The sequence below is a fragment of the Giesbergeria sinuosa genome, assembly GCF_042652905.1.
GTDB lineage: Bacteria > Pseudomonadota > Gammaproteobacteria > Burkholderiales > Burkholderiaceae_C > Simplicispira > Simplicispira sinuosa.
On record NZ_JBHSHJ010000010.1, the window covers coordinates 1 to 24,242 of the forward strand.

Consider the following 24,242-nt stretch of genomic DNA (forward strand, 5'->3'; position numbering starts at 1 on the left):
TGCCAGCAGTCCGAAAGGTAGAGCGGGTTTGCGAATAAGAGAGTGGAAGTGCAGCGATTGCGGGGCGGAACACGACCGCGATGTGAATGCAGCACGCAACATTCTCGCGGCGGGGCATCGCCGTCTAACAGTAGGAATCCCCGTCCTTTAGGGCGGGGAGGATGTCAACCTGAGCAGAGCAGATCAAACGCTCATCCACAGGCTAATACCCGTGGTGCCCACCAGTGCAGCCATCTCCATATCAAACGGTGCCAAGTGGGACGGCACAGGCTCTTGGGCTGTTACCGCCGAGAAACCCCAAGGGTTGTATACCTTGACGGTGGTGTTGGTGGCACTGCTGGTATCTGCATCGTAGGCCATATAGGCATGACCGGGCACAAACAGCTTAGAGCCATTGGCATCACTGGTGGTAGCCTGAGACACGACAAACAGCACCTTGCCCTCATTCATCGCCTTGGTGTACTCCTCCAACGCCGTACTGCCTGTGGGCACCACGCTGGTTTGCAGAATGCTGTTGCCGTTGTAGGTAGTCACCTCATCCGCAAAGGTCGTGACCTTGCCACCGGCCACATTGACCACCGCCTCGGCCAAGCCCCCCTCAATAGCCAGCATAGAGTTGGTCTGGGTGGTACGGCCAAAAATCTGCAACTCATTGGCTTGGGCATAGGCTTTTTCTAACAACGGCGCCCACAGCTCTTGCGTTGGGTTGCCTTGGGCGTCTACGCCCTTGACCTTGCTATAGGCCGTTTCGGTATCTTCCAGATTTTTAACCACAAACTGGTTATTGGCCGTTACCCAATGCACCTTGCCATTGGTATCAAAGAAGCGCACCCCCCATGTTTGCAGGCTGTCTGCACTGCTGCCGTTGGGCACAAAGACACTGTTGAGGGCCGTGGGGTTTACTTGGGCCACCGCCGCCATAGATGCCAGCAGATAACAGGTGCCAGCACTGCCCTGATTGACGTCAAAGGCAGAAGCACCACTGATCAATTCGGCACTGAATGCCTTGTAAAGACCCGACGCCGCAGCCGCATTGGGATTGGCGGTGTCCCCTTCTGTAGTCGGGTTAGGCAAGTCTTTGCCCAGCAGCCACTTGTCTTCCAACTTCTGCAAGGTATTGGCTGTGGCATTGGCGCTGAGGTTACCCAGAGTTTGGGTTTGGGTTTGCCCCCCCGTGTAAAAGTTGTTTGCCTTAGAGCCATTGACCAACTGGTTGAACACATACAGCAAATAGCCGGTTTCAGCACCGGCCAAATCAGGGGCGGTAAACAGCTCTTTGCCACGGGCAGCAATGGCCTTCAGATCACTGAACAAATCGGTGCCAATCGGATTGCTGGCCCCACCTACAGACTCAATAGCGGCATCGACAATTTTGACCAACCCAGCATGATTGATCTTGGCATTGTTGGCCGTCAAGGCCTCCACCTGTGCCTTGACCGCAGCCGTCTTGAGCAGTGAAGTCCAACCTGCCGCCACTGGCGTGTCACCCGCGGCATTGATGTCTTCACCCAAACGTTGTTCCAACTCGGAAAGCTGTGCAGAACCCACCGTCTGGAACGTCCCGGCGTCTACACTGCCCGCCTCATCGGTACCGAGTTCAAACAGATTGTCTTCCTCATCTCGGACATAGATCTGGTAACCCCCCTCTTTGGGCACGATGGTTTCAATTTCAAAGCCCTCCAAGGCATCCAACGTCAGGGCTACGCCACCAAACTGCAACGGACGGAAGCTACCATCGGGCTGCTGCAACTGGTAGGCACCCAAGCCATCCAGATACAGATTGACACTGCCCGCGTCTACCAACACCATCGCATCGCCCAATCCACCGTTGTAGTTCAGGTCAATACCGTAGCGAACCTCGGCGGCAAACAGCTCTGCTTGGCTCAGGGCTTTGGCCCCATTGATGTTGCCCTGCGCGTCGGTAGTAGCCTCGAAAAACAAGGCAGGATTCTGGTTGGCTTGCAGGTAGAGAACGTAGCCCCCATCCTCACGCAACTCTGCAGCCAGCGCCGTTACATCAAAAGTATCGTCATGGATACCGCCCTGACCATTGAACTTGACGCTCTGGTACTCGCTGACTTTCTGCCCAACACGGCCCACCGACCAAGTGCCATCAGTGCCCACAAACAGAACGGCCGTACCAATATGGCGAGCATAGGCCACGGTAGAGATGTCTTGATCCAGACTGGTTGCGCTCATGAAAAACCTTTGCAAAGAGGAGAGACGACAGCATCCGACCCACCCAACACAGGTTGGCGGACACCAACATAAGAACTATTTATTCTCGATAGAAATTTTTGATCATCTTTACGTTTCTTGGCAATAGATAAGTCGCCTTTTTGTATGCCCCCCGGCTCGTCGGACAATGCCGACTTGATGGCCGGTTTGCGCTATCGTCGTGCTTTTGCGCTACACCCTGGCCTGCCCTGATTTCTTTTTTATCCATGCTCCAGTACCTCACCGTTCCCGTCACCCCGTTTCAACAAAACTGCTCTATCCTCTGGTGCGATGCCACGCACGAGGCAGCCCTTATCGACCCCGGCGGTGAAATCGACCGGCTACAGGCAGAAGTCCAACGCTTGGGCCTCAAACTCACTCAACTCTGGCTCACCCATGCCCATATTGACCATGCAGGTGGCACGGGGGAATTGGCCGAGCGCCTGGGCCTGCCCATCATTGGGCCGCACTCGGGCGATCAGTTCTGGATTGATGGTCTGCCCATGCAAAGCCAGCGGTTCGGCTTTGCGCCAGCACAGCATTTCACCCCCACACGGTGGCTAACGGATGGTGATACGGTCACTGTGGGCCAAGAGACGGTGCAGGTGCGCCACTGCCCCGGCCATACACCGGGCCATGTGGTGTTTCATGCACCACAAATCGACCGTGCTTTTGTGGGTGATGTGCTGTTTGCAGGCAGCATTGGCCGCACTGATTTTCCGCAAAGCAACCACCAGCAACTGATTGACAGCATTACCCAACGGCTGTGGCCGATGGGCGATCAGACGGTGTTCATCCCCGGTCATGGCCCCGAGAGCACTTTTGGCCGGGAACGCCGCAGCAACCCTTATGTGGGTGGCACCTGAGCGCGCACCCCCTGTGGCCTCATGACCCCCCATTTAGCTCCAGCCAACCCAACGCCCCAACACTGGCCCGACCTGTCCACCATCGTGCGCCATGCCAGCACCGTGTTGGTGGGGCAACTGGCCGTGATGGCTTTTGGCATCACCGACACCATTGTGGCCGGGCGCCATGCCGAGGCCTCGCTGGCAGCGTTGTCTGTGGCCTCGGCTATTTTTATCAGTATTTCGGTAGGGTTGGTCGGCATATTGCAGGCATTGCTTCCCGTCTGGGCCGAACTGCGTGGTGCCCGCCAGAATGAGCGCCTTGGCCCCTCATTTCGCCAAGCACTGTATTTGGGGCTATTGGCATCGGCACTGGGCGCTGGTCTGCTGCAACATCCTGCGCCTTTGCTGGCTGCAGCCCAAGTGCCGTTATTGCTGCACCCTATCGTCTCTGACTATTTGGGTGTGTTGGCTTTGGCGCTGCCCGCCACCTTGCTGTTTCGGCTTTTCAGCATTTTGAACCAAGCCATTGGTCATCCACGACTCATCACTTGGATTCAGGTACTGGCCTTGCCACTCAAGGTGCTGCTCTCGGTATGGTGGACTTTTGGCGGTCTGGGTGTTCCGGCCCTGGGGGCTGTGGGTTGTGCCTGGGCCACGTTGGCGGTGTATGGCTGCATGCTGGGTCTGGCCCTCTGGCTATCACGCACACAAGAGATTTACCAGCCCCTCCAGTTGTGGCAACGCATGGAACGCCCCGATATACGACAACTGGGGCAATTTTTACGGCTGGGTGTGCCCGCTGGCCTGACCGTATTGGTAGAGGTGACCTCCTTCACACTGATGGCCTTATTTATCGCCCGCCAAGGCACCACCGCTGCGGGCGCCCACCAGATCGCCGCCAACTTGGCTGCTGTGCTGTATATGGTGCCACTGTCGTTGGCTATTGCAGCCAGTGCCCGCATCAGTTTCTGGCGAGGCGCAGGCAACGAGGCTCGGGCTCGCCAAGCCGCCCTGACAGGGTTTGCACTCACCACGCTCATGGCCTGCGTGCTGGCTGCCGTGCTATGGGCTTTTAAGAGCACCGTGGCCAGCCTGTATTCTGAGCATCCCCCCGTCATGGCATTGGGTGCCGTGTTGCTGGGCTGGGTGGCGATTTACCACTTGGTAGATGCAGCGCAGTGTTTTTGTCTGTTTGCGCTGCGCTGTTATGGCATCACAGTGGCTCCACTGGCTGTTTACAGTTTGCTGCTTTGGGGAGCCGGGCTAGGAGGAGGCTATGCACTCAGCTACCACGGCATGGGCACCTGGACGGCCCAGCCCTCGCCTGCCACCTTCTGGATCAGCAGTGCCGTGGCCTTGGCCTTGTGCGCTGTGGCTTTTGCCATGATGTTGTGGCATTGCCTCAACAGATGGGGTCGGGCAACGGCTTGCCCACCCACTTGAGCAAGCCACCACACCCACGGTGCAGAGTGTGTTTCTAATAGTTTCTGCCTCGGTAAGGCGGCACCATTCCCGTCTCGCCTTGTGACAAAAATGTCACAAAATAATCGATAGGCAATAGGAAGATCAGGGTATTCTGCACTGGCGCGGCAATTGCTACCGTTTTCCGCTAAGGCTGTTACTTTGGGTACGGTTCTGTTGCAACACACCATACCCCACCTCTCCCTCCAAGACCACACCATTTCACTACCATGTTCGCCAAACTGTTTGGAAAATCCACCGGCCCCTCCATCCAAAACGTAGTTGATGCCTTGGTGCAAGAACTGTTGCGCCGGTATCCCCCCTCTATGGCCAGTGGCGAAGGGCGCAGGCTCTCCCCCCAAGCAGTCACTAACATTCTGGAACAAGTGATCAACAAGGCTGTGGTGAAGGCTACAGAGCTACAACTGGGCTGGTTTGGCAAGGCCAAATTGGCAAATAGTTTCCGTTGGTCTTTAAAAGACCGTGGCTACCCAGAGAAATTTATCGAAGTTCTAACGGAAGCCCTGATTGTGTACGTCACTCGCCAACAAAAGCCCTGAAATCATGTTGGGACGGATTTTTCGGGAAATCACCCGCAGCCTGCGTACACGCCATGAAGCCACTTCTGCACAAGATCCGCTAGACCAGTGGAAAAAGGACTATAGCGGGGCGGCCAACCCTGTGGCGCGTGGACAAGTTTTGCAAGCCCTAGAGACCTGGCTACAGCAACAACCCGATCATCTCTTGGGTTGGATTTTCCTAGGAGACGCACTGCAACAACAGCGACAACTGGAGGCAGCAGAAAGCGCATATCGCCGAGCATTGCGGATAGACCCTACCCATGCCGCAGCCCATGAGGGGGTGGGGTTGGTATTGCTCCATCAGGGTAAATTAGATCAGGCTTGGTTGCACCTAGAAGCCGCCCACAAAGCCGACCCTCAAAACCCCGATATTTTGGTGCATTGGGGTTTGGTTGCATTAGAGAAAAAGAACTTTGGTGAGGCAGCAAAGAACTTTGAAAAAGCCATCGATCGCAATGTTAATCATTACCATGCATGGCACAATCTCGGTTTAGCCCAATTAAAAATGGGCCGACCTCAGCAAGGCATACGTAGTTTTCAGAGAGCATTAGATATTCGACCTGAATTTGGTTTGGCTTGGAGCAATCTAGCTTTGGCACAATGCGATGTTGAAAACTTGAGCGATGCACTGATTTCTGCTCAACAAGCCATTAAATTCAAGGGTGAAAGTGCGCGGACTTGGGTAATTTTAGCTGACATTCTCACAGATGCAGGCGAATGGGAGCAAGCCGATTCTGCATTAACCACAGCCTTCGAACGAGATCCTCATGATACTGGCGGATATATTTCTTTAGGAAAATTACGCTCAGCACAGGCTCGTTACCCTGAGGCAGAATCTGCCTATCAACATGCATTAACTTTAGAACCTGACAATGCACAGGCAAAGGGTGGCCTAGGTCAATTAGAGATGTTGCTAGGTCGTTTTGATGTAGGATTTGAGCATTATGAAGCCCGTCGATTGGTAGATGAGTCACCTGTTCGCCAATGGCCGCTAGAATCATGGGAAGGAACCCCTATTCCCCATCAAGGTTTATTAGTTCATTCTGAACAGGGGTTAGGTGACATTATTATATTTGCCAGTTGCATACCAGATTTGTTGGCTCAAACTTCTGGCTGGAATACACATGTAGTTCTTGAGACAGAACCACGCCTTCAAGGTTTATTACAACGTTCGTTTCCTGCATTAAAGGTAATAGGTCGTGAACGCAGCGATCAAAGCATTGATTGGCTGAATGACATTGACTGTCAGTACGAAATACCTATCGGAAGTTTGCCACGTCTTTATCGCAGCTATTCTCATCAATCTATACAGTATCTTCCCTACCTTAAAGCCGATTCTACACAAGTGGAGTATTGGCGCAATAAATTGTTAGCACGCGGCCCTGGCCCCTATGTGGGTGTGAGTTGGCGGGGAGGAATGCTGCGCTCAGGTACTGTACAACGCAGTATTAATCCAATTGCTTTACTCCGAGAGTTGCAAAGCATTGGTATTCAGCCAATATGTCTTCAATATGGGGAAGTGGAATCAACCTTAAATGAAGCGGCTGAAGCATTAAATTTGCAGGTATGGCACTGGCCTGAATCATTGGTAGACATGGACGCTGCTGCTGCAATAACGCAAGCACTGGATGCAGTAGTTACAGTATGCAATACTCAAGCACATTTAACAGGTGGCTTGGGTAAAGATGGCTGGGTTTTGGTTCCAAGCAACCCCAATTGGCGATATGGAATCAATAGTAAAAAATCTTGGTGGTATCCATCACTAAACCTGATCCGCCAAGCACCTCACAGCAACTGGGAAGCACCCATAAAACAGCTTAGTACTGATTTGCAAACATGGAAAACAACTAACAATTCAACCACAATCACTGAAGGAAAAAATAAATGATTTTCCGCTGGTTGCGCCAGCGGCGCAATAACACCCCATCACTTACTACAACAACCAACCCCACAGAAAACAACCGAGAAAATATTGCACTATCTAAAATAGATGATCTTCTAGAGAAGGGTGACATTGAAGCAGCCGAAAAATCACTCAACGAACTCTTACAAGAAGACACTGCCAACTCCGTAGCCATGCTACAGATGGCAAAACTATACAGATTACAAGGAAAATTTTCTGATTCAATTCAATGGGCAGAACGATCTTTATTAGATCACGAAAATCCAGCAGAAGTTCATTACCAACAAGGAGAAACACTGTTGGCAATGAAAGATATTCAAGGCGCTCTAGACTCCATCAATACAGCATTGGCTTTAGATGAAAATCATCTTAAAGCTTGGCTCCGATATGGAGATATTCTTGCAAGACAAGAAAAATACAATCAAGCACTTGATGCCTACAAAACTGCTTTATCATTTTCTGATGAAAAGCATGAAAATCTAATTAACCTACAAATTGCCCAAACACTGCATGCCCTAAGATCTTGGCCAGATGCAGTGGATGCGTACAAAAAGGTTTTATCCAAAGACCCAGAAAACGTCACCGCCTGGACCGCTTTAGGTCATGTTGAGCTGGTACAAGACAATGATGCATCTGCTCTAATAGCCTACATTAAAGCCCGAGAGATTTGCGAGAAAAATTCCATCCCAATCCCATTAACACTAGAGCTACATTTAGCAATGTGTTACCAATATAGTGCCAGATGGAACGAAGCCTTAATTTTATATAGAAAGCTTCACACTCAATACCCCAAAGATTCTAATGTATCTTGGTATCTTTCACAATGCGAACTAGCAATGGGCAATTGGGAGAGAGGATGGGAATTTTATGGATCACGTTTTCTGACCAAAGCATCATCATGGCGAGCGATGCCATTTGCAATATGGCATGGAGAAGAGGCATTGAATAAAACCCTTCTTGTCTTGGCAGATCAAGGCTTGGGAGACGAGATTATGTTTTCTTCTTGTGTTTTAGAAGCAAAGAAACGTGTAGGGCATCTTATATTAGAATGCGAGCCTCGTCTAGAAAAGTTATTTATTCGGTCATTTTCAGGAATTTCTGTAGTTGCCTCAGAGCGCGAGCGAAGCACACGTTGGTTAAAAGATTATCCACAACCAGACTTTCAAATTGCCTCAGGTGATTTACCCGCTTTATTTCGTCAAAATAGAAATAAATTTCCAGATCATCATGGCTATTTAAAAGCAGATCCCGATCGAATAGCTTATTGGGCCAATCGGTTAAATGATTGTGGCCCAGGAGTAAAAATAGGAATATCTTGGCGTGGTGGAGTACCTTTAACGCGAGGTCGCGTACGCAGTACAACAGCACAAGATTGGAAGAGTATTCTTAATACACCCAACTGCCAATTCATTAATTTGCAGTATGGCAACTATCAAGAAGATTTGGCAGAATTCTCCAGCCTAGCACCAGGCAGAGTGCATGATTTTCCTGAAGTTATACCAGACTATGATGAAACTGCTGCATTAGTGATGGCGCTTGACTTGGTCATCACAGTTTGCACTTCCATTGTCCACCTAAGTGGAGCCTTGGGAAAAGAAGTCTGGGTGCTGGTGCCACATGTGCCTGGATGGCGCTATCAAGCATCTGGTAACAGTATGCCTTGGTATCCATCAGCACACCTGTTCCGTCAAACCGATGCAGGAAACTGGAAAGATGCTTGCCAAAATTTGTCATTTGCACTCCAAAAAAGACAAAAATGACAGAGAAAATCTGCTTAACCTCAGCAAATTGGGGTGGCCCAGATTTTGCTTAATAGGATTGGCAGCCTGTGGTGGGTTGCATTTTATGAATTAGGAGTCGTAACATGAAACGTACTTTGCAACAGGGTTTTACCCTGATTGAACTGATGATTGTGGTGGCGATCATTGGTATTCTGGCTGCTGTAGCTTTGCCCGCTTACCAAGATTACACTTTGCGCGCCAAGGCGTCTGAGTTGTTGTTGGCTGCATCTTCTGCTCGCACAGCAATTACCGAAGCATCGCAAAATTCCAACGGTATTTCGGCCACTGGTGTCGAATCTCCTGGCGTTGCAGGCAAGGTTAGTGCCGCAGATGTTTCTGACGCTAACGGTGTTATCACTATTAACGGTCGGGATTCCGAATTTGCCGGTGCCGGTACCGCAGTGGTTGTTACTTTGACTCCTTCCTGGAACTCTACTGGTAAGACTGTGGTTTGGTCTTGTGGCGTTACCCCCGCAAAGCTGGAACCTTCTTCTTGCCGTCAAGACTGATATTGAACTAATCTGCTCCCTTATATCAGGGATGTCAAATAATAAAAGCCTACTCGATTTCTACCGAGTGGGCTTTTTTATTTCTACACATTAATAAATATTATTTCCATTTAAATATTATGCTGCGCAACGTCTTGGCCTCCGTATTTCAATCATCAGAAAACAAAAATACTCAGAATGAAAAGTCAAAGACAATTTCTCATGAATACGCTCAACTGAATGCGCAGTTACATTTAGAAAGATCAGATTATGGAACCAGTGGAAGACAATGGGCCACTACAGTTCAATATTTGCTACAGCAATCCAAATCAAGCTCTGTTCTTGATTACGGTTGTGGCAAACAAACATTAGCCCAGTCTTTACCTGATATAAAAATATTGGGGTTTGATCCAGCCATTCCGGGATTAGATAAACCTCCAATGCCGAGTGACTTACTGGTCTGTACAGATGTACTGGAGCATGTAGAGCCAGAATTTATTGATCATGTTCTAGATGATCTAAGTCGTCTCACAAAAAAAATTGCTTTGATCACTGTGGCAACACGGCCAGCAGTGAAGAAACTGGCTGATGGCCGAAACGCACATTTGACTGTTCAACCTTTTTCTTGGTGGCAAGATCGCTTTGAAAAGAGGTTTGATATTATTGGCATCAAAGAGCAGCCCGGATTTGAGTTTGCCTTGATATTAAGAGGATTGAATTTTCAAGAATCAATAATTATCCCAGAAGATTTTAAGCCTTTCTCAAAGAAAGAAGAAGAAAGTAACACAACCCCATCCGAATCATCACGAAAGATTCCAGTTGGAGTAGTAAAACACGGCGACAATAAAATCCTGTTTACTACGCCCAATCAAATGACGGCTTGGCGCGTTAATAGCTTTTATGAAAAAGAGCCTCACACTGTTCGTTGGTTAGAATCGATCCCTAAAGATTCAGTTTTTCTGGACATAGGGGCGAATGTTGGTATGTATAGCATTTTTGCAGCAGTAGTTTCTCAAGCAAAAGTCTATGCCTTTGAGCCTGAAAGCCAAAACTACGCTGCTTTGAATCAAAACATTTCAATAAATAAATTGAGTGAGAAATTATTAGCCTTTCCCTTGGCAATATCAAATAAAACTGGTGCAGATAAACTATTTCTCTCAGGATTTGACACAGGAGGATCGTGCCATAGTTTTGGTGCAGATGTTGGATTTGATCTGAAACCTCGTGGCCATGCTTTTGTTCAAGGTGCTTTTTCCACCACGATTGACGAGTTAGTTGCTACTGGAACTCTGCCTATTCCAGATTTTGTCAAAATCGATGTTGATGGTTTTGAGCACAAAGTCATTGAAGGCGCTCAGAAAACCTTAAAAGATCCTAAAGTCAAAAGCGTCATCATTGAATTAAACACAAAATTACCAGAGCATAAAGCTGCGGCAGAAATGCTAGAAAAACTTGGATTCTTCTATGACAATGACCAAGTAATGCATGCGCAAAGAAAATCAGGGGCATTTGAAGGGGTTGCAGAATTTATCTTTTGGAAAAACAAAAAAGAAATTAGCAATCTCACCACAGAACGTGCTCTGGGAATTCCTACCAGCATGCAAGCACGGGCAGTGATGAATTATGCCATTGACAAAATACTGTCAACAGCTATAGCCGATGATCCATTTCCATATTTGGTAGTGGATAACATATTCCCACCTGATTACTATCAGCAAATTTTGGCAAATTTCCCAGGCTTGGATGCCGTACGGCCTTTAAGTGAATCTGGAAGAGTACAAAAGGGATCTTACAAAGAAAGATTGACTGTTTTATTTAATCCAGAAGATTTTTCCAGAATGTCTCCTAAGCAAATTGAGTTCTGGTCAGAATTTGCAAGCTGGCTATACTCAGAAGCATTTTTGAGTGCTGTTATATTCAAGTTCCGCCAAACTCTTGAATCCAGAATTTCAAACATCATTAATGCTGAAGGAAAAATCAACGTTCGTGGCGATGCGCTCTTGGTCAATGATCAAACAAATTATGCTATTGGGCCACATACAGATGCCCCTCATCGATTAGTCACTTTCTTATTCTATATGCCAGAGAATGATAAAGATCGCGACTTAGGAACTTCTATTTATCTACCGAAAAAAGAAGGATTCACTTGCTGGGGAGGCCCACATTATCCGCATGATCAATTCGATTTAGTGGATACTGTGGAGTTTTTACCCAACCGATTGCTTATGTTTCCAAAAACGGAAAAAACATTTCATGGGGTTGAGCCTGTACTACGAGAGGGCGTTAATAGGAAATTGTTGATCAACAACATTAGAATTCTTAACAAAACGACCCACTAAATAAAAAAAGCCCAAATGGGCTTTTTTTATTCTCTCTGATCCACTCTGAGCATCATCTCTTTTTCATTCAGCCATTGATCAGAATACTCGCAGCCTATATACTCATTAAAATACGGGCCGCCTAATGTAAAGTGAACATTGGACGCCTGCGAATTAGGGGCATCATAATCTACAAGATGGTTCCATTCTGGCGGTAGCGATCCAATCATGGCATCATCATCCAGCCACTTAAATTGGTGCAACTCCAGTCCACTGGCATTATTCACATACTCAGGGGTTAAGGCCCGACACTTTGCATTATTGAAGAGCATGACGCTACTCCAATTCTTTTTTGCATAAGGTGTTTGAGGGGCACCCAAGAATTTGATGGTTTCTTTGGGCTGATGGTTGTGCTGCACACACATCACTGCATATTTATCATCGCGCAACGCCCACAACTTGGCAATATCATCTTGCACCAGCATGTCACAGTCCATAAAAAGTGACCAGCCCTCATACCCACTCAGGTAAGGTGTCAGGAAGCGTGAAAAAGAAAACTGTGTAGACTGCAGCGGATTAGACTCACGCCACATCAATCCCTGAAGATTATTCAGTGCCAGCGGCGTAAAACTGACAGGGAGGCTCGATCGAGCCAAAATACTATGGGTTAAAACATGCCACGCAACGGTTTCGCGGGGATCAAAACCAATAAATATCCGAATCATAGCGCCGCCTTTTTCTCTACAGAAGGAAAATCTTCAAACAGATGGGTAAAAAATGGGTCTTTATAAATGCTGTAGATGATGGCTATATCTAACAAACTACAGCTTGCCAAGAATAATTCTGGCCAACGGCGCCACACCTCTGCATTCCATAGTGACCACCCCACAAAAACCAAGTGCATCGCCGCAGTGGCTGCAATAATAGTGCGCCCGTATTTCCAAATGTGACGCCATAACGAAGCTGCTTGGGGTGTGCGCTGTGCAATCGCTGCAAAAAGTAGAAATATAGGGGCTTCCATAGGCAGTGCCACCCATGTAAAGCTGGTTAACCACTGTGCTGCTTCGGGTGTTTTTCGTACAGAAACCAACAGCATCAATAAAACAATCCAATGCCTACACAAAAACAACATGCTGAGCCACAATGTGGATGGCACTTTGAGTGATCCATATTTATCCAGCATTAACAATCGATCATCAATCTGAGCCATAGCGTGTTAGTGTAGCTGCCTATACTCGGGGGACTATAGTTGTGGCCTCAGGATTGTTGCAATATGTTTTTTGCACTGAGAGCTAGCGTTGAATCTCATGGTTGGCTATCTGCCAGCCGCCTGATTTTCCCCCCTGTTTTTGCAACACATGCACCCCGTGGATACCCATACTCTTATCCACCGCCTTGCACATGTCGTAAATAGTCAGCAAAGCCACCTGTACGGCCACCAAGGCTTCCATTTCCACCCCCGTAGCGCCTACCGTCTCCACGGTGGCACGGCAAAAAATGCCACACACACCGGGGTGATGGACGCTGGCCTCATCAAAATCGATAGCAATGCGGGTCAGGGGCAAGGGATGGCACAGCGGAATCAGGTCACTGGTTTTCTTGGCGGCCTGAATGCCAGCAATCCGGGCCACCCCCAATACATCGCCCTTGCGGGCCTGCCCTGTGCTGATCAAGGCCAATGTGGCGGCTTGCATTGCAATATAGCCACCCGCTACCGCCACCCGATGGGTGTGGGGTTTGGCTGCAATGTCCACCATCTGGGCTTGGCTTTGGGCATCAAAATGGGTCAGAGTGGGCATGGTGGTATGGCAAGGGAACGATGCTTCAGCAAAAATTTCTACCATGGAGCAACCGTGCATCATAGGCAGCAGCAGGCACCTACCTACCACACACCATGCAAAAATCTACTCTGTTATTGGCGGCCAAAGCACTGGCATTGTCTTTGTCCATCGCAGGCGCGGGGGGGGTCGCCCCCGCCACGGCACTGGCGGCAAGCGGCCTGCCTACTCTGGGGGATGGGGCTGATCTGAGTGTCAGTGCCGAGCGGCGGCTGGGTGACAGCATCATCCGTGAGCTGTACCGCGATCCAGACTATCTGGATGACCCCGTGCTGCAAGACTATGTACAAACGCAATGGCAGGCTTTGTTGGCAGCAGCCAGGGTGCGTGGTGAGCTGTCGCCTGAATTGGACGAGCGGTTTGCCTGGGAAGTGCTGCTAGGACGCGACCGCTCGGTCAATGCCTTTGCGCTGCCAGGGGGCTATCTGGGTGTGCATTTGGGCTTGCTGGGGGTGGTCAGCAGCCGAGATGAATTGGCCTCGGTGTTGGCCCATGAACTCAGCCATGTGACCCAACGGCATATAGCCCGGCTCTTGGCGCAACAAAGCCGCCAAACCCCCTTGGTATTGGGCACCATGATTCTGGCGGCCTTGGCAGCGAGCAAAAGCCCGCAGGCCGCCCAAGCCATCACGGTGGGCGGACAGGCACTGGCGGTACAAAATCAGCTCAATTTCTCGCGCGATATGGAGCGTGAAGCCGACCGGGTAGGCCACAGCCTGATGGCCCCCGCAGGGTTTGCACCAGAGGGGTTTGTGGGCATGTTCGACAAACTGCAACATGCCAATCGGCTCAACGACAACGGCTCTTGGCCCTACTTGCGCAGCCACCCCCTCACCACCCAGCGGGTGGCAGACATGCAAGCGCGTTTACCACTGCAAACCACCCGCGAAGTGCTGGCCCCCACCCTAGAACACGCCATGCTAGCTGCACGGGCTCGGGTGCTCTCACGCCCAGGAGTGGATATGCTGCGCCAATGGCTGGCAGAACCCCGAAGCCACGGTTTTGCCCAACGGGCACCCCACCAACAGGCGGCCGCTTTGTATGCAGCCATGCTCACAGCCATTGCACTGCACGAACCACAACAAGCCCGCCAGTGGCTGCCGCGCCTGCAAGCAGTGACGCAAGGAGATGTGCGGGCACACACACTGGCCCAATGGCTCGGGGCCGAGGTGGAACTGTCTGCCAGAGATGCAGCTGCCGCATGGCGGCTGCTGCCCGAACAAGGCCGTGAAGACCGCCCAGGCTTGTTATTGCGGGCGCAAATTGCGTTGTCTTTAGGCAGGGCTGCAGAAATGGTGGGGCCACTGCAAACCTGGGTAAGTACCCATCCACGGGATGCCGGTGCTTGGCAGGCGCTGGCGTCTGCTTGGCAGGCCCAAGGCCAAACCCTGCGGGCGATACGCGCCGAAGCTGAAGCCCATGCGGCCCGCTATGACTATGCGGCTGCCGTAGACCGTTTCAAGGCTGGGCAAGAGTGGGCGCGCAAAAGCAGCAGCGCCCAAGATTTTGTAGAGGTGTCGATCATCGACACCCGCCTACGGGCCGTGCAAGCACTGGCGAAAGAACAGGCGGCTGCACTGCGCTAGATGGGGTCGCAGGCAGCCGCCAAGGGCGCCATCAGTGAGGAGCAGCGGTGCCCGCAGCAGTGCGGCGGGCCAAGATCAATTTGCCCAAGCCCAACACCAACAAGGCACCAGCCACACTGGCAGCGTACTTCAGGGTATCGGATTGGGGCAGCTTGAGCATCCATTGCCACTTGTCAGGATCGGCCAATGCGGGGTCAGACACCAACATGCCACCGGCAATCCAACCCAACAACATGCCGCCCAGTGTGATGATGATGGGGAAACGCTCCATCAGCTGGATAACCAATTGGCTGCCCCAAACAATAATGGGGATAGAAATCAGCAGGCCCAATGTGACCAACAGCATTTGGTGATCGCCAGCGTTTTGGGCAGCACCAGCAATGGCGATGACGTTGTCCACGCTCATGACCAGATCGGCCACGATGATGGTCTTGATGGCCGCCAGCAGCTTGTCGCTGCCTTGCACATCGCCGTGGCCTTCTTCATCAGGGGCCAGCAGCTTGACACCAATCCACACCAGCAACAGCGCCCCCGTAAATTTCAGGAACGGCAGCGACAACAGCGTCATGGCAAAGGCAATCAGGATGACGCGCAAAACAATGGCGCCTGCTGTGCCCCAAATAATGCCCTTGCGGCGCTGCTCAGGTGGCAACTTGCGACAAGCCAAGGCAATGACCACGGCATTGTCGCCACCGAGCAAGATGTCGATGATGATGATCTGGCCCAAAGCGAGCCAAAATTCATGCGCAAACAGAAAGTCCATAAAAGTTCTCAGTCACGGTTAGCGGTAGGAAGGGCAAGCACCATGATGGCCTTTGCCCCATCACGGGAGTTTGACAGTCTGCGGTGGAAGAACCGGACATCCCACCCGCTGCGCAGTACAGGAGGGTATGGGGACGACCTTGATCAGCCCACTGCGGGCCCATCAAAGGTCTTGCTCAGTATGGGTGCCACCACAGGCACCACACACCCAATCCGCCGGAAGCAGGGCTTCGTATTGACGACGGCATTGACATCCCGAACACCGGGATGGGAGCTACTCCCCTTCGAAGGGGCAATTGGAACACCGCTGCCGCAGTTGTGCAAGTATGGGCCTGTTGTGGGTATTGCGTATGTCGGCACTGAATTTCCTGCCAGGTTGTGCGACCATCCAACCCATCATGATCCTAACCATTGAGCAACTTCATACCCTGTGTACTATTGCCGAGGCCGCAGGCCAGCAGGTAATGGCTGTGTATGCCCAAGACTTTGCCAGTTGGCAAAAAGACGATGCCTCCCCCCTGACCGAGGCCGATTTGCGCGCCGACCATGCCATTCGGGCGGGTTTAGAGGCACAGTTTCCGGGGGTATTTGTCTGGTCGGAAGAGTCGGCATCCACGGGCGCACGCACGGCAGAGACGTTTTTTCTGGTCGATCCACTCGATGGCACCAAAGAGTTTGTACAGCGCAGTGGCGAGTTCACGGTCAATATCGCACTGATCCACCAAGGCCAGCCCGTCGCTGGTGTGGTGTTGGCCCCGGCTACTGGAGAATTGTTTTATGCCGCCCGAGGGCTGGGCGCTTGGCAACGCCAAGCAGCAGGCGCTGTAGCCTTAAAGGTGGCACAGATGCGCACAGAAATGCCACTGCGCGTGCTGGGTAGCCGCTCCCACGGTGGCGAGGCGCTGGCCGCTTGGTTGGCGCAGTTGCCCTTGCCCCATGATTTTGTGGCGGCAGGCAGCTCTCTCAAGTTTTGCCGCATTGCCCAAGGGCAGGCCGATATCTACCCCCGCTTTGGCCCCACCAGCCAGTGGGATACTGCCGCTGCCCAGTGCGTGCTAGAGCAGGCTGGAGGCCATGTGACCGATTTTGCCGGGCAGGTGCTGCAATACGGCCTGCAACGCCCAGTGCTCAACCCGGAGTTTCTGGCCGTGGGTGATCCGCAGTGGTTAGCGCAACTGCTGCCCAGCGCAAAGTAGGAGGCTGACACATGAGAAGCCTGAGCCGTCTGACCACCGAATACGTAGAGGCAGAAGACCGCATCCGCATCACAGGTGAATTGCCTGCACACGCTGGTGAAGACAGCCCACGCACAGTGGTTCTGTGGCTGACACAACGGCTGCTCAACCGCTTGCTGCCGCATTTGCTGCACTGGCTAGAGCGCCACGATGTGCCACAGGGCTGGGACGAGGCCGTGCAAGAATTTGCCCAGCAGGCCGCCGTAGCCGCCTTGCAACCACAGACGCCAGTACACAGTGCGCCCGAGAGCCACGCATGGTTGGTGCATAGCGTGCAGTTGACTTGTTCCCCTGAGCATGTGCAGCTGGGCTTTCAGTCGGCACCTCCGGGTGCAGAACACAGTAGCCATTTGACCTTGCAAGCACAACCCTTGCGCCAATGGCTCAATATTGTTTACGACCAGTATGTGCGGGCCAGTTGGCCGCTGGCACTGTGGCCCCAGTGGCTGGCAGAGGCCCGCCAAACCGCACCATCGCGTTCTGCCATGCTGCACTGAGGCTAATTGTGCAGATCGACATTGCAGATATTGAAGCTGCCATCAACCATTGGCGCACCGTGCAAGCCACAGCTGCTGGTGGGCCATTGGCCCCCCCATTACAGGCATTGGCCGAGGTGTATGGCCGTTTGGTCTTGGCCCGCCAGTCGGGGGTGGATGAACAGGTTCTGCCTGCTGTGGCCTACACGGCATGGCTGGATTGGTACGCTACCACCCCAGACACCCCCTGCATCGCCATTTGCTCTACCAGCCAGGGCGATGAAGAATGCAAGGGTTGTGGCCGCAGTTTTGCCGAGGTGCAACACTGGTTGGCATTGCGCCCGGCACAAAAGCGTGCCGTATGGCGGCGCATTGTGGCGCAGGGCACGGCATGGCGTTTTAATCGCTATGCCGAGCGCACCCACCACGCGGGATAACTTACTTCCAGCGCAGTGGCTCTAACGGCACACTGCCCAAGTGGCTGCTCAAAGTGATAGCGCCTTCTTGGATGGTGGCTTGCAACTGCATACTGCGTTCGGCCAGACGGGCCAAATCCTGCGCTGCCTCCGAGGGAATGCGCCAAACCTGCAATTTGTCCAACCGCGTGAGCTTGGTCTCAATGCCCTTCCACCACACTTCGGCAGCATGGTGAAAGGCATAAACCACCACGGCATCGGCCTTGCTACAAGCCTTGGTCAGCGGTTTGTCTTCGGGCTGGCCCACTTCCATCCACAAACGCTTGCGGCCCGTAAAGTCGGTCAGGGAGGCGTCTGGGTCGTCTGGGTCAGACAGGCCAGCGCCAAAGGCCAAGGTGCCATCGCCGTGGCAGGTGTCTTGCAGGTGGTGGGCATTGAGCGCCAAGGCTGCCAGACGCACCATCATGCGCTCATCGGTCTCGCTGGGGTGGCGTGCCAGAGTGAGTGCATGGTCGGCATAGTAGCCGTGGTCAATATCGGCAATTTGCAGGTTCGCCTTGAAGATGGTGGACTTGAGGGCCATACTTGCTTCAGATGCGCCGTGCCAATTCGGCAGCCTTGCCCACATAGCTGGCAGGCGTCATGGCCAGCAAACGGTCTTTGTCGGCTTGCGGAATCTCCAGCGCCTGAATCAGCCCATGCAAGGCTTCAGCGGTCACGGTTTTGCCGCGCGTGACTTCCTTGAGCTTCTCGTAGGCACCTTGCACACCGTAGCGGCGCATCACTGTTTGGATAGGCTCGGCCAGCACTTCCCAGGCCGCGTCTAAATCTTCTTGCAAGCGTTCTTCGTTGAGCTCCAGTTTGTTCAGCCCTGTCAGCAACGAGTTGTAGGCCAATGCGGCATAGCCCAAAGCCACGCCAATATTGCGCAGCACTGTGCTATCGGTCAGATCCCGCTGCCAGCGGGAGATGGGCAGCTTTTCTGACAGGTGGCGCAGCAGCGCATTGGCCAAGCCCAAATTGCCCTCTGCGTTCTCGAAGTCAATCGGGTTGACCTTGTGTGGCATGGTGGAGGAGCCGATTTCGCCTGCCTTCAAACGCTGTTTGAAGTAGCCCAAGCTCACATAGCCCCAAATATCACGCGACAGGTCAATCAAGATGGTGTTGGCACGGGCCACAGCATCAAACAGCTCGGCCATGTAGTCGTGCGGCTCAATCTGGATGCTGTAGGGCTGAAAGGTCAGGCCCAACCCCATCGGCTCGGGTGTTTCAATAACCTTTTTGCTAAAGGCTTCCCAGTCAAACTCGGGCCAAGCCGACAGGTGGGCGTTGTAGTTGCCCACAGCACCGTTCATTTTGCCCAGAATCTTGACGCTGGCAATGCGGTCTACGGCTATTTGCAGTCGTGCCACCACGTTGGCCAGCTCTTTACCCACGGTAGTAGGACTGGCAGTTTGGCCGTGGGTGCGGCTGAGCATGGGCACCTCGGCGTAGAGCAGCGCCATTTCGCGCAGCTTGAGCACGATGCGATCCAGCCCTGGCTGGATCACCTGATCGCGCCCCGAGCGGATTTGCAACGCGTGGCTGGTGTTGTTGATGTCTTCGCTGGTGCAGGCAAAGTGGACAAACTCTGCCGCCTTTTCGAGTTCTGGACGGGCTTCAAACTTGGACTTGATCCAGTATTCCACCGCTTTCACGTCGTGGTTGGTGGTTTTTTCAAATTCCTTGATGGCTGCGCAATCGGCTTCTGAGAAGTTCTTGACCAAATTGAGCAGGTAAGAGCGCGCACCGGGCGTCAGGGGTTTGAACTCGTCAAAGCCTGCATCTGACAGCGCGATGAACCAGGCCACTTCCACTTGCACACGGCGGTGCATGTAGCCATATTCGCTCATGATTGGGCGCAAGGTGGAGAGTTTGGCGGCGTAACGGCCATCCAGTGGCGACAGGGCGGTAAGGGTCGAGAGGCTCATGGAGCACGATTGTAGGATGACCGCATGACCCCAGTACAGGTCTTACCCATGCTCCATCGATAGAATCTACAGCCCTCTGCTTTTGCAATGCCTGCACGCCCAGCACCATGAAGATGAAACTGATCGGATCGACCACCAGCCCCTACGTGCGCAAAGTGCGCGTGGTGATGGCGGAAAAAAAGCTCGACTACACCTTGGTACTGGAAAACGTCTGGGCACCCGATACGGGCATTGCCACGATCAATCCGTTGGGCAAAGTGCCTTGCCTGATCATGGAAGGAGGCGATACCATTTTTGACTCGCGCGTCATTGTGGAGTATCTGGACGCCCTCTCGCCCGTGGGCAAGCTGATCCCCAGCACAGGCCGGGAGCGGGCCGAAATCAAGACCTGGGAAGCTCTGGCCGATGGCGTGCTGGACGCAGCAATTCTGGTGCGGCTGGAGAACACCTTTGAAGGCCGCAGTCAGTACCAGCGCAGCCCAGCCTGGATAGAGCGCCAGATGAGCAAAGTGCATGTGGGTTTGCACACCATGAGTAAAGGACTGGGTGATAAGGCTTACTACGGCGGCATCCACCCTGGCTTGGCAGATATTGCGGTGGGGTGTGCGCTGGGCTGGCTGGCATTTCGTTTCCCTGAGATTGACTGGCGTGGTCAATACCCCAATCTGGGCCGTCTGCACGACAAACTGATGCAGCGCCCCAGCTTTGCCGACACGCAGCCAGTGGCCTGACAAGGCGTAGCAGCCAACACATGGCTGCTGGGTTTACCGCCATGTTGCAGATTCTCACGCTGACCGTTCCCATTTATCTGATCATCGCGTTGGGGTTTGCTTGTGTGCGTGTTGGCGTGTTCACCCGTGAACAGATGGGGGTGTTGGGGCAGTTTCTGCTGCGCATCAGCCTGCCATGTCTGATCTTTCGTGCCATTTCGCAATACCGGCTGGAAGAGGTGCTCAACCCCGGTTACCTGAGCGTGTATGTGTCAGGCTCGCTGCTGGCTTGGTTGGGCGGATTTGCCTATGCACGCTGGCATTGCCGCCACGGACGCAGCCGCAGTGCGCTGTATGGGCAGGCAATGGCGGCATCCAACAGTGTGTTTATTGGCTACCCGATTGCGCAACCCCTGCTTGGGCCTGCAGCCGATATTGCCCTGCCGCTGTGCCTGCTGACAGAGGTGGCGATCATCATCCCTTTGACGATGGCACTGGCCGATGCGGGTGAAAATCTGCGTTGGCAACAGTCGTTGCTGCAATCGCTGCGCTCTTTGCTCAAAAGCCCTGTGTTTCTAGCCATTGCAGCCGGATTGGGGTGGTCAGCCACCGGCATCGTACTGGCGCTGCCGGTGCAAAAAACACTCACACTGCTGAGCAGTGCTGCCGCACCTGTCGCGCTGTTCATGATTGGTGGCATGTTGGTGGGCCAGCCTTTGCGTGGCGCCGGGCAGGATTTGGGCGTGCTGGCGGCAGGCAAGCTGCTGTTGCACCCACTGACCGTGTTACTGATGTTGTGGCTATTGCCCGACTTTGACCCACCTTTGCAAACGGCTGCGCTGGTCTTTGCCTGCATGCCCATTCCAGTGTTGTTGCCCGCTTTGGCCCAACGCTATGGCTTGGCCGGATTCTGCTCCGCCGCACTGGTGGTGGCCACAGCACTGTCATTCGTCAGCCTCAACAGTTGGCTGGCAATGGCACCGTGGCTCATGCAGTGGGTGCAACGGCACTGAGCCTGCTCAGAGTGCTTGCAGCAGCCCGCGGACGATGTGATCGGCATAGCGGCTCGCCACAGTGCGAATAAAACGCGGAAAGTCCACGGTGGCTTGGTCATCGGCACGGTCGGAGATGGCACGCACAGCAGCAAACGGCACCCCATAGTCAATGCACACCTGGGCCACGGCAGCACCCTCCATCTCTACAGCCAGCACCTCATGGCCTGCGGCCAGCAAGCTGGCCCGCAGTGCCTTAGACACCTCGGCGCTGGTGACAAACTGGTCGCCACTGGCCATCAGCCCTTGGTGCAGGTGTGGCCCACCCGTGGGTGTTGTCCGTGGTGGCTCCCAATGGAGTGCCGCCTGGCCTAGGCAAGATTGAGCCGCTGCCGACAACAACGCCGACAGCGCGGGATCACAGGGCAGGCGCACGCTGGCATAGCCCGGCACCTGCCAGCGGGCAAACAGCGGCGTAGCGTCCATATCGTGCTGCACATAATCCTGCGCCACCACCACATCGCCCACTTGTACGCCCTGCCCAATGCCCCCGGCCACTCCTGTAAAAACCATGCGGGTAACACCAAAGCGTTCAATCAGAGCTGTGGCGGTGGTAGCTGCTGCCACCTTGCCAATGCCTGACAAGGCCAACACCACCGGCTGCCCATAAAGATAGCCCTGCCAAAAAGTCCGGCCTGCATGGGTCAGGCGCACTGGCTGCTCCAGGGTATGGTGCAGGCCTGATTGCTCTTCAGGCAGTGCGCTGAGAATCGCGGTGGTCATGGTGCAGTGGGTTCAACGGGCGGGGAGGGCTAACGGAAAGGCAGGAAACACCAACCGCTGATCCACCCTGGCTACGGCCTGGCGCACGGCCATACGCAACTGCTTGGCCCAAGCACGGCCCAATTCACCCGAGCGCAAATAGTCGGCATTGTTGCCCCGATTGGGCAAGAGCAAGCGTTCGTCTACTAGCGCGGTGACTTGTACATAAGCCCCGCCCGCCGTGGCATAACGGTAGCTGATATGGGCGTAAGGCTGTGGCAGTCCAGGCTGTACGGTCTGTAACCACTGTTGCAATGCGGGATGGTTCTGCGCCATCCAATGTTCGCTGCGGTTGGCCGCACGTTTGAAGCGGAGGCAATCGATGCGCACTGGGCTGCCCGCCGCATCGTCTTGCACCCATACATCGGGCTGTGTGGGGCAGGGGTCTGTCCAAAGGGTGGGGTCTAGTGCAGGGGGGCTACGATGGTGGGTGGTTTGCAACCAAACCACCGCCTGCCAAGTGTTGTCGTGGCGCAGCGCCAGCGTGCGGGTTTGCAACGGCAGGGTGGCACCCAGGTCAGGTAACAAAGGCCAGCTTTGTGCAGACGGCCCCAGATCTTGCCAATCACCCCATGGCAGGGCCAATTGCATATCACCCACAGCATGCCCACTCTGGCCGGGCTGCAAAGGAGCACAGGCAGCCAAAGTGACCGACAGCCCCAAACAACCAGCCCACCCCCACCAGGGGCGGGCCACAGTGGACTGGCCTTTGGTGGAACACACCACAGGCACCGCTAGGGTGGGGGTAGTCTCAGGCAATCAGTTCACCACTTGGGCCAGTTCACCAGCGGCGTAGCGGGCGGCCATCACTTGCAGGTTGTGGCCCTTGATCTTCGCGCCTTGGCCTTCGCATCCAAATTCCAGATAGCGTTGCTTGCAGATTTGTTTAGCCGCTTCACGGGCAGGCTTGAGCCACTCGCGGGCATCAAACTTGTCGGGGTTCTCGGCCATGAACTTGCGCACCGCGCCCGTCATGGCCAAACGGATGTCCGTGTCGATATTGATCTTGCGCACACCAAACTGGATGGCCTTCTGGATTTCTTCCACGGGCACGCCGTAGGTCTCTTTCATCTTGCCACCATACTGGTTGATGATAGCCAGCAGGTCTTGTGGCACGCTGGAGGAGCCATGCATCACCAAATGGGTGTTGGGGATACGGGCATTGATCGCCTGCACACGGCTGATAGCCAGAATGTCGCCTGTGGGCTTGCGCGTGAACTTGTAAGCGCCGTGGCTTGTACCAATAGCAATAGCCAGTGCGTCCAGTTGCGTGGCCTTGACAAAGGCTGCGGCCTCTTCAGGGTCGGTCAGCATTTGGCTGTGGTCGAGCTTGCCCACAGCACCCACACCGTCTTCTTCACCAGCTTCGCCCGTTTCCAGCGATCCTAGGCAGCCCAGTTCGCCCTCTACGGTAGCGCCAATTTGGTGGGCCATTGCCACCACTTGGCGTGTCACTTCGACGTTGTAGTCAAACGAGGCAGGGGTTTTCCCATCTTCACGCAAGGAGCCATCCATCATCACCGAGCCAAAGCCCAGATCCAAAGCGCCTTGGCAGATGGCAGGAGAGGTGCCGTGGTCTTGGTGCATCACCAGCGGGATGTGTGGGTACATCTCGGCAGCCGCTTGGATCAGGTGCTTGATGAAGGACTCCCCTGCGTACTTGCGGGCACCAGCACTGGCTTGCAAGATAACGGGCGCGCCTACTTCATCGGCGGCAGCCATCACGGCCTGCACCTGCTCCAGGTTGTTGACGTTGAAAGCGGGAATGCCATAGCGGTTTTCAGCAGCATGGTCGAGCAGTTCGCGCATCGAGACGAGGGGCATGGTCGTAGTCCGTT

24 protein-coding genes are annotated in these 24,242 nt (G+C 53.5%); 14 read left to right on the plus strand and 10 right to left on the minus strand.

Translation table 11 applies throughout. The features are described 5' to 3' along the window. The first annotated feature begins 28 nt into the window (after positions 1 to 28). Positions 29 to 151, plus strand: coding sequence for a zinc ribbon domain-containing protein (locus ACFO6X_RS11910; protein ID WP_382433528.1), 123 nt, complete (start codon positions 29 to 31; stop codon positions 149 to 151). A 32-nt stretch (positions 152 to 183) separates the two neighbouring features. Here the strand turns inward: ACFO6X_RS11910 and ACFO6X_RS11915 are convergent, their stop codons facing one another. Then, the gene (locus tag ACFO6X_RS11915) at positions 184 to 2,199 is read right to left on the minus strand and encodes a C2 family cysteine protease (RefSeq protein WP_382433305.1); all 2,016 of its coding nucleotides are present in this window, start codon (positions 2,197 to 2,199) and stop codon (positions 184 to 186) included. A gap of 245 nt (positions 2,200 to 2,444) precedes the next feature. Here ACFO6X_RS11915 and ACFO6X_RS11920 point away from each other — a divergent pair, with 245 nt between their 5' ends. From ACFO6X_RS11920 to ACFO6X_RS11950, 7 genes are all read left to right on the plus strand, one after another. Then, the gene (locus tag ACFO6X_RS11920) at positions 2,445 to 3,083 is read left to right on the plus strand and encodes an MBL fold metallo-hydrolase (protein ID WP_382433307.1); all 639 of its coding nucleotides are present in this window, start codon (positions 2,445 to 2,447) and stop codon (positions 3,081 to 3,083) included. A 21-nt stretch (positions 3,084 to 3,104) separates the two neighbouring features. Continuing rightward, a complete protein-coding gene (locus ACFO6X_RS11925) occupies positions 3,105 to 4,508 on the plus strand; it encodes an MATE family efflux transporter (protein WP_382433309.1) in 1,404 nt (467 codons plus the stop codon). 248 nt (positions 4,509 to 4,756) lie between these two features. Continuing rightward, positions 4,757 to 5,086, plus strand: coding sequence for a hypothetical protein (locus tag ACFO6X_RS11930; protein ID WP_382433311.1), 330 nt, complete (start codon positions 4,757 to 4,759; stop codon positions 5,084 to 5,086). A gap of 4 nt (positions 5,087 to 5,090) precedes the next feature. Further along, positions 5,091 to 6,995 carry a tetratricopeptide repeat protein gene (locus tag ACFO6X_RS11935; protein ID WP_382433313.1) on the plus strand — a complete coding sequence of 635 codons (1,905 nt, stop codon included), beginning with the start codon at positions 5,091 to 5,093 and terminating at the stop codon, positions 6,993 to 6,995. After that, a complete protein-coding gene (locus tag ACFO6X_RS11940; protein WP_382433315.1) occupies positions 6,992 to 8,770 on the plus strand; it encodes a tetratricopeptide repeat protein in 1,779 nt (592 codons plus the stop codon). The genes ACFO6X_RS11935 and ACFO6X_RS11940 overlap by 4 nt, the downstream gene beginning before the upstream one ends. 104 nt (positions 8,771 to 8,874) lie before the next feature. Beyond that, on the plus strand, positions 8,875 to 9,300 hold the full coding sequence (locus tag ACFO6X_RS11945; protein WP_382433316.1) for a pilin: 426 nt from the start codon (positions 8,875 to 8,877) through the stop codon (positions 9,298 to 9,300). 119 nt (positions 9,301 to 9,419) lie between these two features. Continuing rightward, a complete protein-coding gene (locus ACFO6X_RS11950) occupies positions 9,420 to 11,618 on the plus strand; it encodes an FkbM family methyltransferase (protein ID WP_382433318.1) in 2,199 nt (732 codons plus the stop codon). 26 nt (positions 11,619 to 11,644) lie between these two features. On the opposite strand, the gene ACFO6X_RS11955 is transcribed toward ACFO6X_RS11950, so the two are convergent. The 3 genes from ACFO6X_RS11955 to moaC all read right to left on the minus strand — a co-directional run bounded on the left by ACFO6X_RS11955 (position 11,645) and on the right by moaC (position 13,396). After that, entirely contained in the window at positions 11,645 to 12,322 is a 678-nt protein-coding gene (locus ACFO6X_RS11955; protein ID WP_382433320.1) for a glycosyltransferase, read from the minus strand. After that, the gene (locus ACFO6X_RS11960) at positions 12,319 to 12,807 is read right to left on the minus strand and encodes a DUF2919 family protein (RefSeq protein WP_382433322.1); all 489 of its coding nucleotides are present in this window, start codon (positions 12,805 to 12,807) and stop codon (positions 12,319 to 12,321) included. Before ACFO6X_RS11960 ends, ACFO6X_RS11955 begins: the two co-directional genes overlap by 4 nt. A gap of 82 nt (positions 12,808 to 12,889) precedes the next feature. Beyond that, positions 12,890 to 13,396 (minus strand): cyclic pyranopterin monophosphate synthase MoaC, encoded by a 507-nt coding sequence (gene moaC, locus ACFO6X_RS11965; protein WP_382433324.1) that lies wholly within the window; start codon positions 13,394 to 13,396, stop codon positions 12,890 to 12,892. A 95-nt stretch (positions 13,397 to 13,491) separates the two neighbouring features. On the opposite strand from moaC, the gene ACFO6X_RS11970 reads away from it, so the two are divergent. Continuing rightward, positions 13,492 to 15,021, plus strand: a complete 1,530-nt coding sequence (locus tag ACFO6X_RS11970) for a M48 family metalloprotease (RefSeq protein WP_382433326.1) — start codon at positions 13,492 to 13,494, stop codon at positions 15,019 to 15,021. 31 nt (positions 15,022 to 15,052) lie between these two features. Here the strand turns inward: ACFO6X_RS11970 and ACFO6X_RS11975 are convergent, their stop codons facing one another. Then, positions 15,053 to 15,784 carry a TerC family protein gene (locus ACFO6X_RS11975; RefSeq protein ID WP_382433328.1) on the minus strand — a complete coding sequence of 244 codons (732 nt, stop codon included), beginning with the start codon at positions 15,782 to 15,784 and terminating at the stop codon, positions 15,053 to 15,055. Between the two features lie 397 nt (positions 15,785 to 16,181). On the opposite strand from ACFO6X_RS11975, the gene cysQ reads away from it, so the two are divergent. The 3 genes from cysQ to ACFO6X_RS11990 are packed head-to-tail and all read left to right on the plus strand — an operon-like array spanning position 16,182 to position 17,931. Further along, positions 16,182 to 16,979, plus strand: a complete 798-nt coding sequence (gene cysQ / locus ACFO6X_RS11980) for a 3'(2'),5'-bisphosphate nucleotidase CysQ (protein ID WP_382433330.1) — start codon at positions 16,182 to 16,184, stop codon at positions 16,977 to 16,979. A gap of 11 nt (positions 16,980 to 16,990) precedes the next feature. After that, on the plus strand, positions 16,991 to 17,515 hold the full coding sequence (locus ACFO6X_RS11985; RefSeq protein ID WP_382433332.1) for a hypothetical protein: 525 nt from the start codon (positions 16,991 to 16,993) through the stop codon (positions 17,513 to 17,515). A 5-nt stretch (positions 17,516 to 17,520) separates the two neighbouring features. After that, positions 17,521 to 17,931, plus strand: coding sequence for a DUF3717 domain-containing protein (locus tag ACFO6X_RS11990; RefSeq protein WP_382433530.1), 411 nt, complete (start codon positions 17,521 to 17,523; stop codon positions 17,929 to 17,931). A gap of 1 nt (position 17,932) precedes the next feature. Here the strand turns inward: ACFO6X_RS11990 and ACFO6X_RS11995 are convergent, their stop codons facing one another. Further along, the gene (locus ACFO6X_RS11995) at positions 17,933 to 18,493 is read right to left on the minus strand and encodes a YaeQ family protein (protein WP_382433334.1); all 561 of its coding nucleotides are present in this window, start codon (positions 18,491 to 18,493) and stop codon (positions 17,933 to 17,935) included. 7 nt (positions 18,494 to 18,500) lie between these two features. Then, entirely contained in the window at positions 18,501 to 19,880 is a 1,380-nt protein-coding gene (gene purB, locus ACFO6X_RS12000; RefSeq protein WP_382433335.1) for an adenylosuccinate lyase, read from the minus strand. 113 nt (positions 19,881 to 19,993) lie between these two features. Here purB and ACFO6X_RS12005 point away from each other — a divergent pair, with 113 nt between their 5' ends. Together ACFO6X_RS12005 and ACFO6X_RS12010 are read left to right on the plus strand one after the other, a co-directional pair. Next, entirely contained in the window at positions 19,994 to 20,611 is a 618-nt protein-coding gene (locus ACFO6X_RS12005) for a glutathione S-transferase family protein (protein ID WP_382433532.1), read from the plus strand. Positions 20,612 to 20,631: 20 nt separating this feature from the next. Continuing rightward, a complete protein-coding gene (locus tag ACFO6X_RS12010) occupies positions 20,632 to 21,603 on the plus strand; it encodes an AEC family transporter (protein WP_382433336.1) in 972 nt (323 codons plus the stop codon). 6 nt (positions 21,604 to 21,609) lie between these two features. On the opposite strand, the gene ACFO6X_RS12015 is transcribed toward ACFO6X_RS12010, so the two are convergent. Genes ACFO6X_RS12015 through fba form a run of 3 tightly spaced genes read right to left on the minus strand, consistent with a single transcriptional unit; the run spans position 21,610 to position 24,228 of the window. Then, positions 21,610 to 22,365: a 5'-methylthioadenosine/adenosylhomocysteine nucleosidase gene (locus tag ACFO6X_RS12015; protein ID WP_382433337.1), complete on the minus strand. Its 756-nt coding sequence runs from the start codon at positions 22,363 to 22,365 to the stop codon at positions 21,610 to 21,612. 12 nt (positions 22,366 to 22,377) lie between these two features. Then, a complete protein-coding gene (locus tag ACFO6X_RS12020; protein ID WP_382433339.1) occupies positions 22,378 to 23,163 on the minus strand; it encodes a hypothetical protein in 786 nt (261 codons plus the stop codon). Beyond that, complete coding sequence (fba, locus tag ACFO6X_RS12025; protein WP_382433341.1) at positions 23,164 to 24,228, minus strand: class II fructose-bisphosphate aldolase; 1,065 nt, start codon at positions 24,226 to 24,228, stop codon at positions 23,164 to 23,166. It lies immediately after the preceding gene. Positions 24,229 to 24,242 lie beyond the last annotated feature (14 nt).

Bases quoted from the DNA above. Each gene is read 5' to 3' on its own strand.
- ACFO6X_RS11935 (WP_382433313.1), top strand. From the start codon at position 5,091: ATGTTGGGACGGATTTTTCGGGAAATCACCCGCAGCCTGCGTACACGC.
- ACFO6X_RS12015 (WP_382433337.1), bottom strand. From the start codon at position 22,365: ATGACCACCGCGATTCTCAGCGCACTGCCTGAAGAGCAATCAGGCCTG.
- ACFO6X_RS11960 (WP_382433322.1), bottom strand. From the start codon at position 12,807: ATGGCTCAGATTGATGATCGATTGTTAATGCTGGATAAATATGGATCA.
- ACFO6X_RS11955 (WP_382433320.1), bottom strand. From the start codon at position 12,322: ATGATTCGGATATTTATTGGTTTTGATCCCCGCGAAACCGTTGCGTGG.
- ACFO6X_RS11940 (WP_382433315.1), top strand. From the start codon at position 6,992: ATGATTTTCCGCTGGTTGCGCCAGCGGCGCAATAACACCCCATCACTT.
- ACFO6X_RS11985 (WP_382433332.1), top strand. From the start codon at position 16,991: ATGAGAAGCCTGAGCCGTCTGACCACCGAATACGTAGAGGCAGAAGAC.
- ACFO6X_RS11950 (WP_382433318.1), top strand. From the start codon at position 9,420: ATGCTGCGCAACGTCTTGGCCTCCGTATTTCAATCATCAGAAAACAAA.
- fba (WP_382433341.1), bottom strand. From the start codon at position 24,228: ATGCCCCTCGTCTCGATGCGCGAACTGCTCGACCATGCTGCTGAAAAC.
- ACFO6X_RS11915 (WP_382433305.1), bottom strand. From the start codon at position 2,199: ATGAGCGCAACCAGTCTGGATCAAGACATCTCTACCGTGGCCTATGCT.
- purB (WP_382433335.1), bottom strand. From the start codon at position 19,880: ATGAGCCTCTCGACCCTTACCGCCCTGTCGCCACTGGATGGCCGTTAC.
- ACFO6X_RS11995 (WP_382433334.1), bottom strand. From the start codon at position 18,493: ATGGCCCTCAAGTCCACCATCTTCAAGGCGAACCTGCAAATTGCCGAT.
- moaC (WP_382433324.1), bottom strand. From the start codon at position 13,396: ATGCCCACTCTGACCCATTTTGATGCCCAAAGCCAAGCCCAGATGGTG.
- ACFO6X_RS11920 (WP_382433307.1), top strand. From the start codon at position 2,445: ATGCTCCAGTACCTCACCGTTCCCGTCACCCCGTTTCAACAAAACTGC.
- ACFO6X_RS12005 (WP_382433532.1), top strand. From the start codon at position 19,994: ATGAAACTGATCGGATCGACCACCAGCCCCTACGTGCGCAAAGTGCGC.
- ACFO6X_RS11975 (WP_382433328.1), bottom strand. From the start codon at position 15,784: ATGGACTTTCTGTTTGCGCATGAATTTTGGCTCGCTTTGGGCCAGATC.
- ACFO6X_RS11970 (WP_382433326.1), top strand. From the start codon at position 13,492: ATGCAAAAATCTACTCTGTTATTGGCGGCCAAAGCACTGGCATTGTCT.
- ACFO6X_RS11945 (WP_382433316.1), top strand. From the start codon at position 8,875: ATGAAACGTACTTTGCAACAGGGTTTTACCCTGATTGAACTGATGATT.
- ACFO6X_RS11930 (WP_382433311.1), top strand. From the start codon at position 4,757: ATGTTCGCCAAACTGTTTGGAAAATCCACCGGCCCCTCCATCCAAAAC.
- ACFO6X_RS11925 (WP_382433309.1), top strand. From the start codon at position 3,105: ATGACCCCCCATTTAGCTCCAGCCAACCCAACGCCCCAACACTGGCCC.
- ACFO6X_RS12010 (WP_382433336.1), top strand. From the start codon at position 20,632: ATGGCTGCTGGGTTTACCGCCATGTTGCAGATTCTCACGCTGACCGTT.
- cysQ (WP_382433330.1), top strand. From the start codon at position 16,182: ATGATCCTAACCATTGAGCAACTTCATACCCTGTGTACTATTGCCGAG.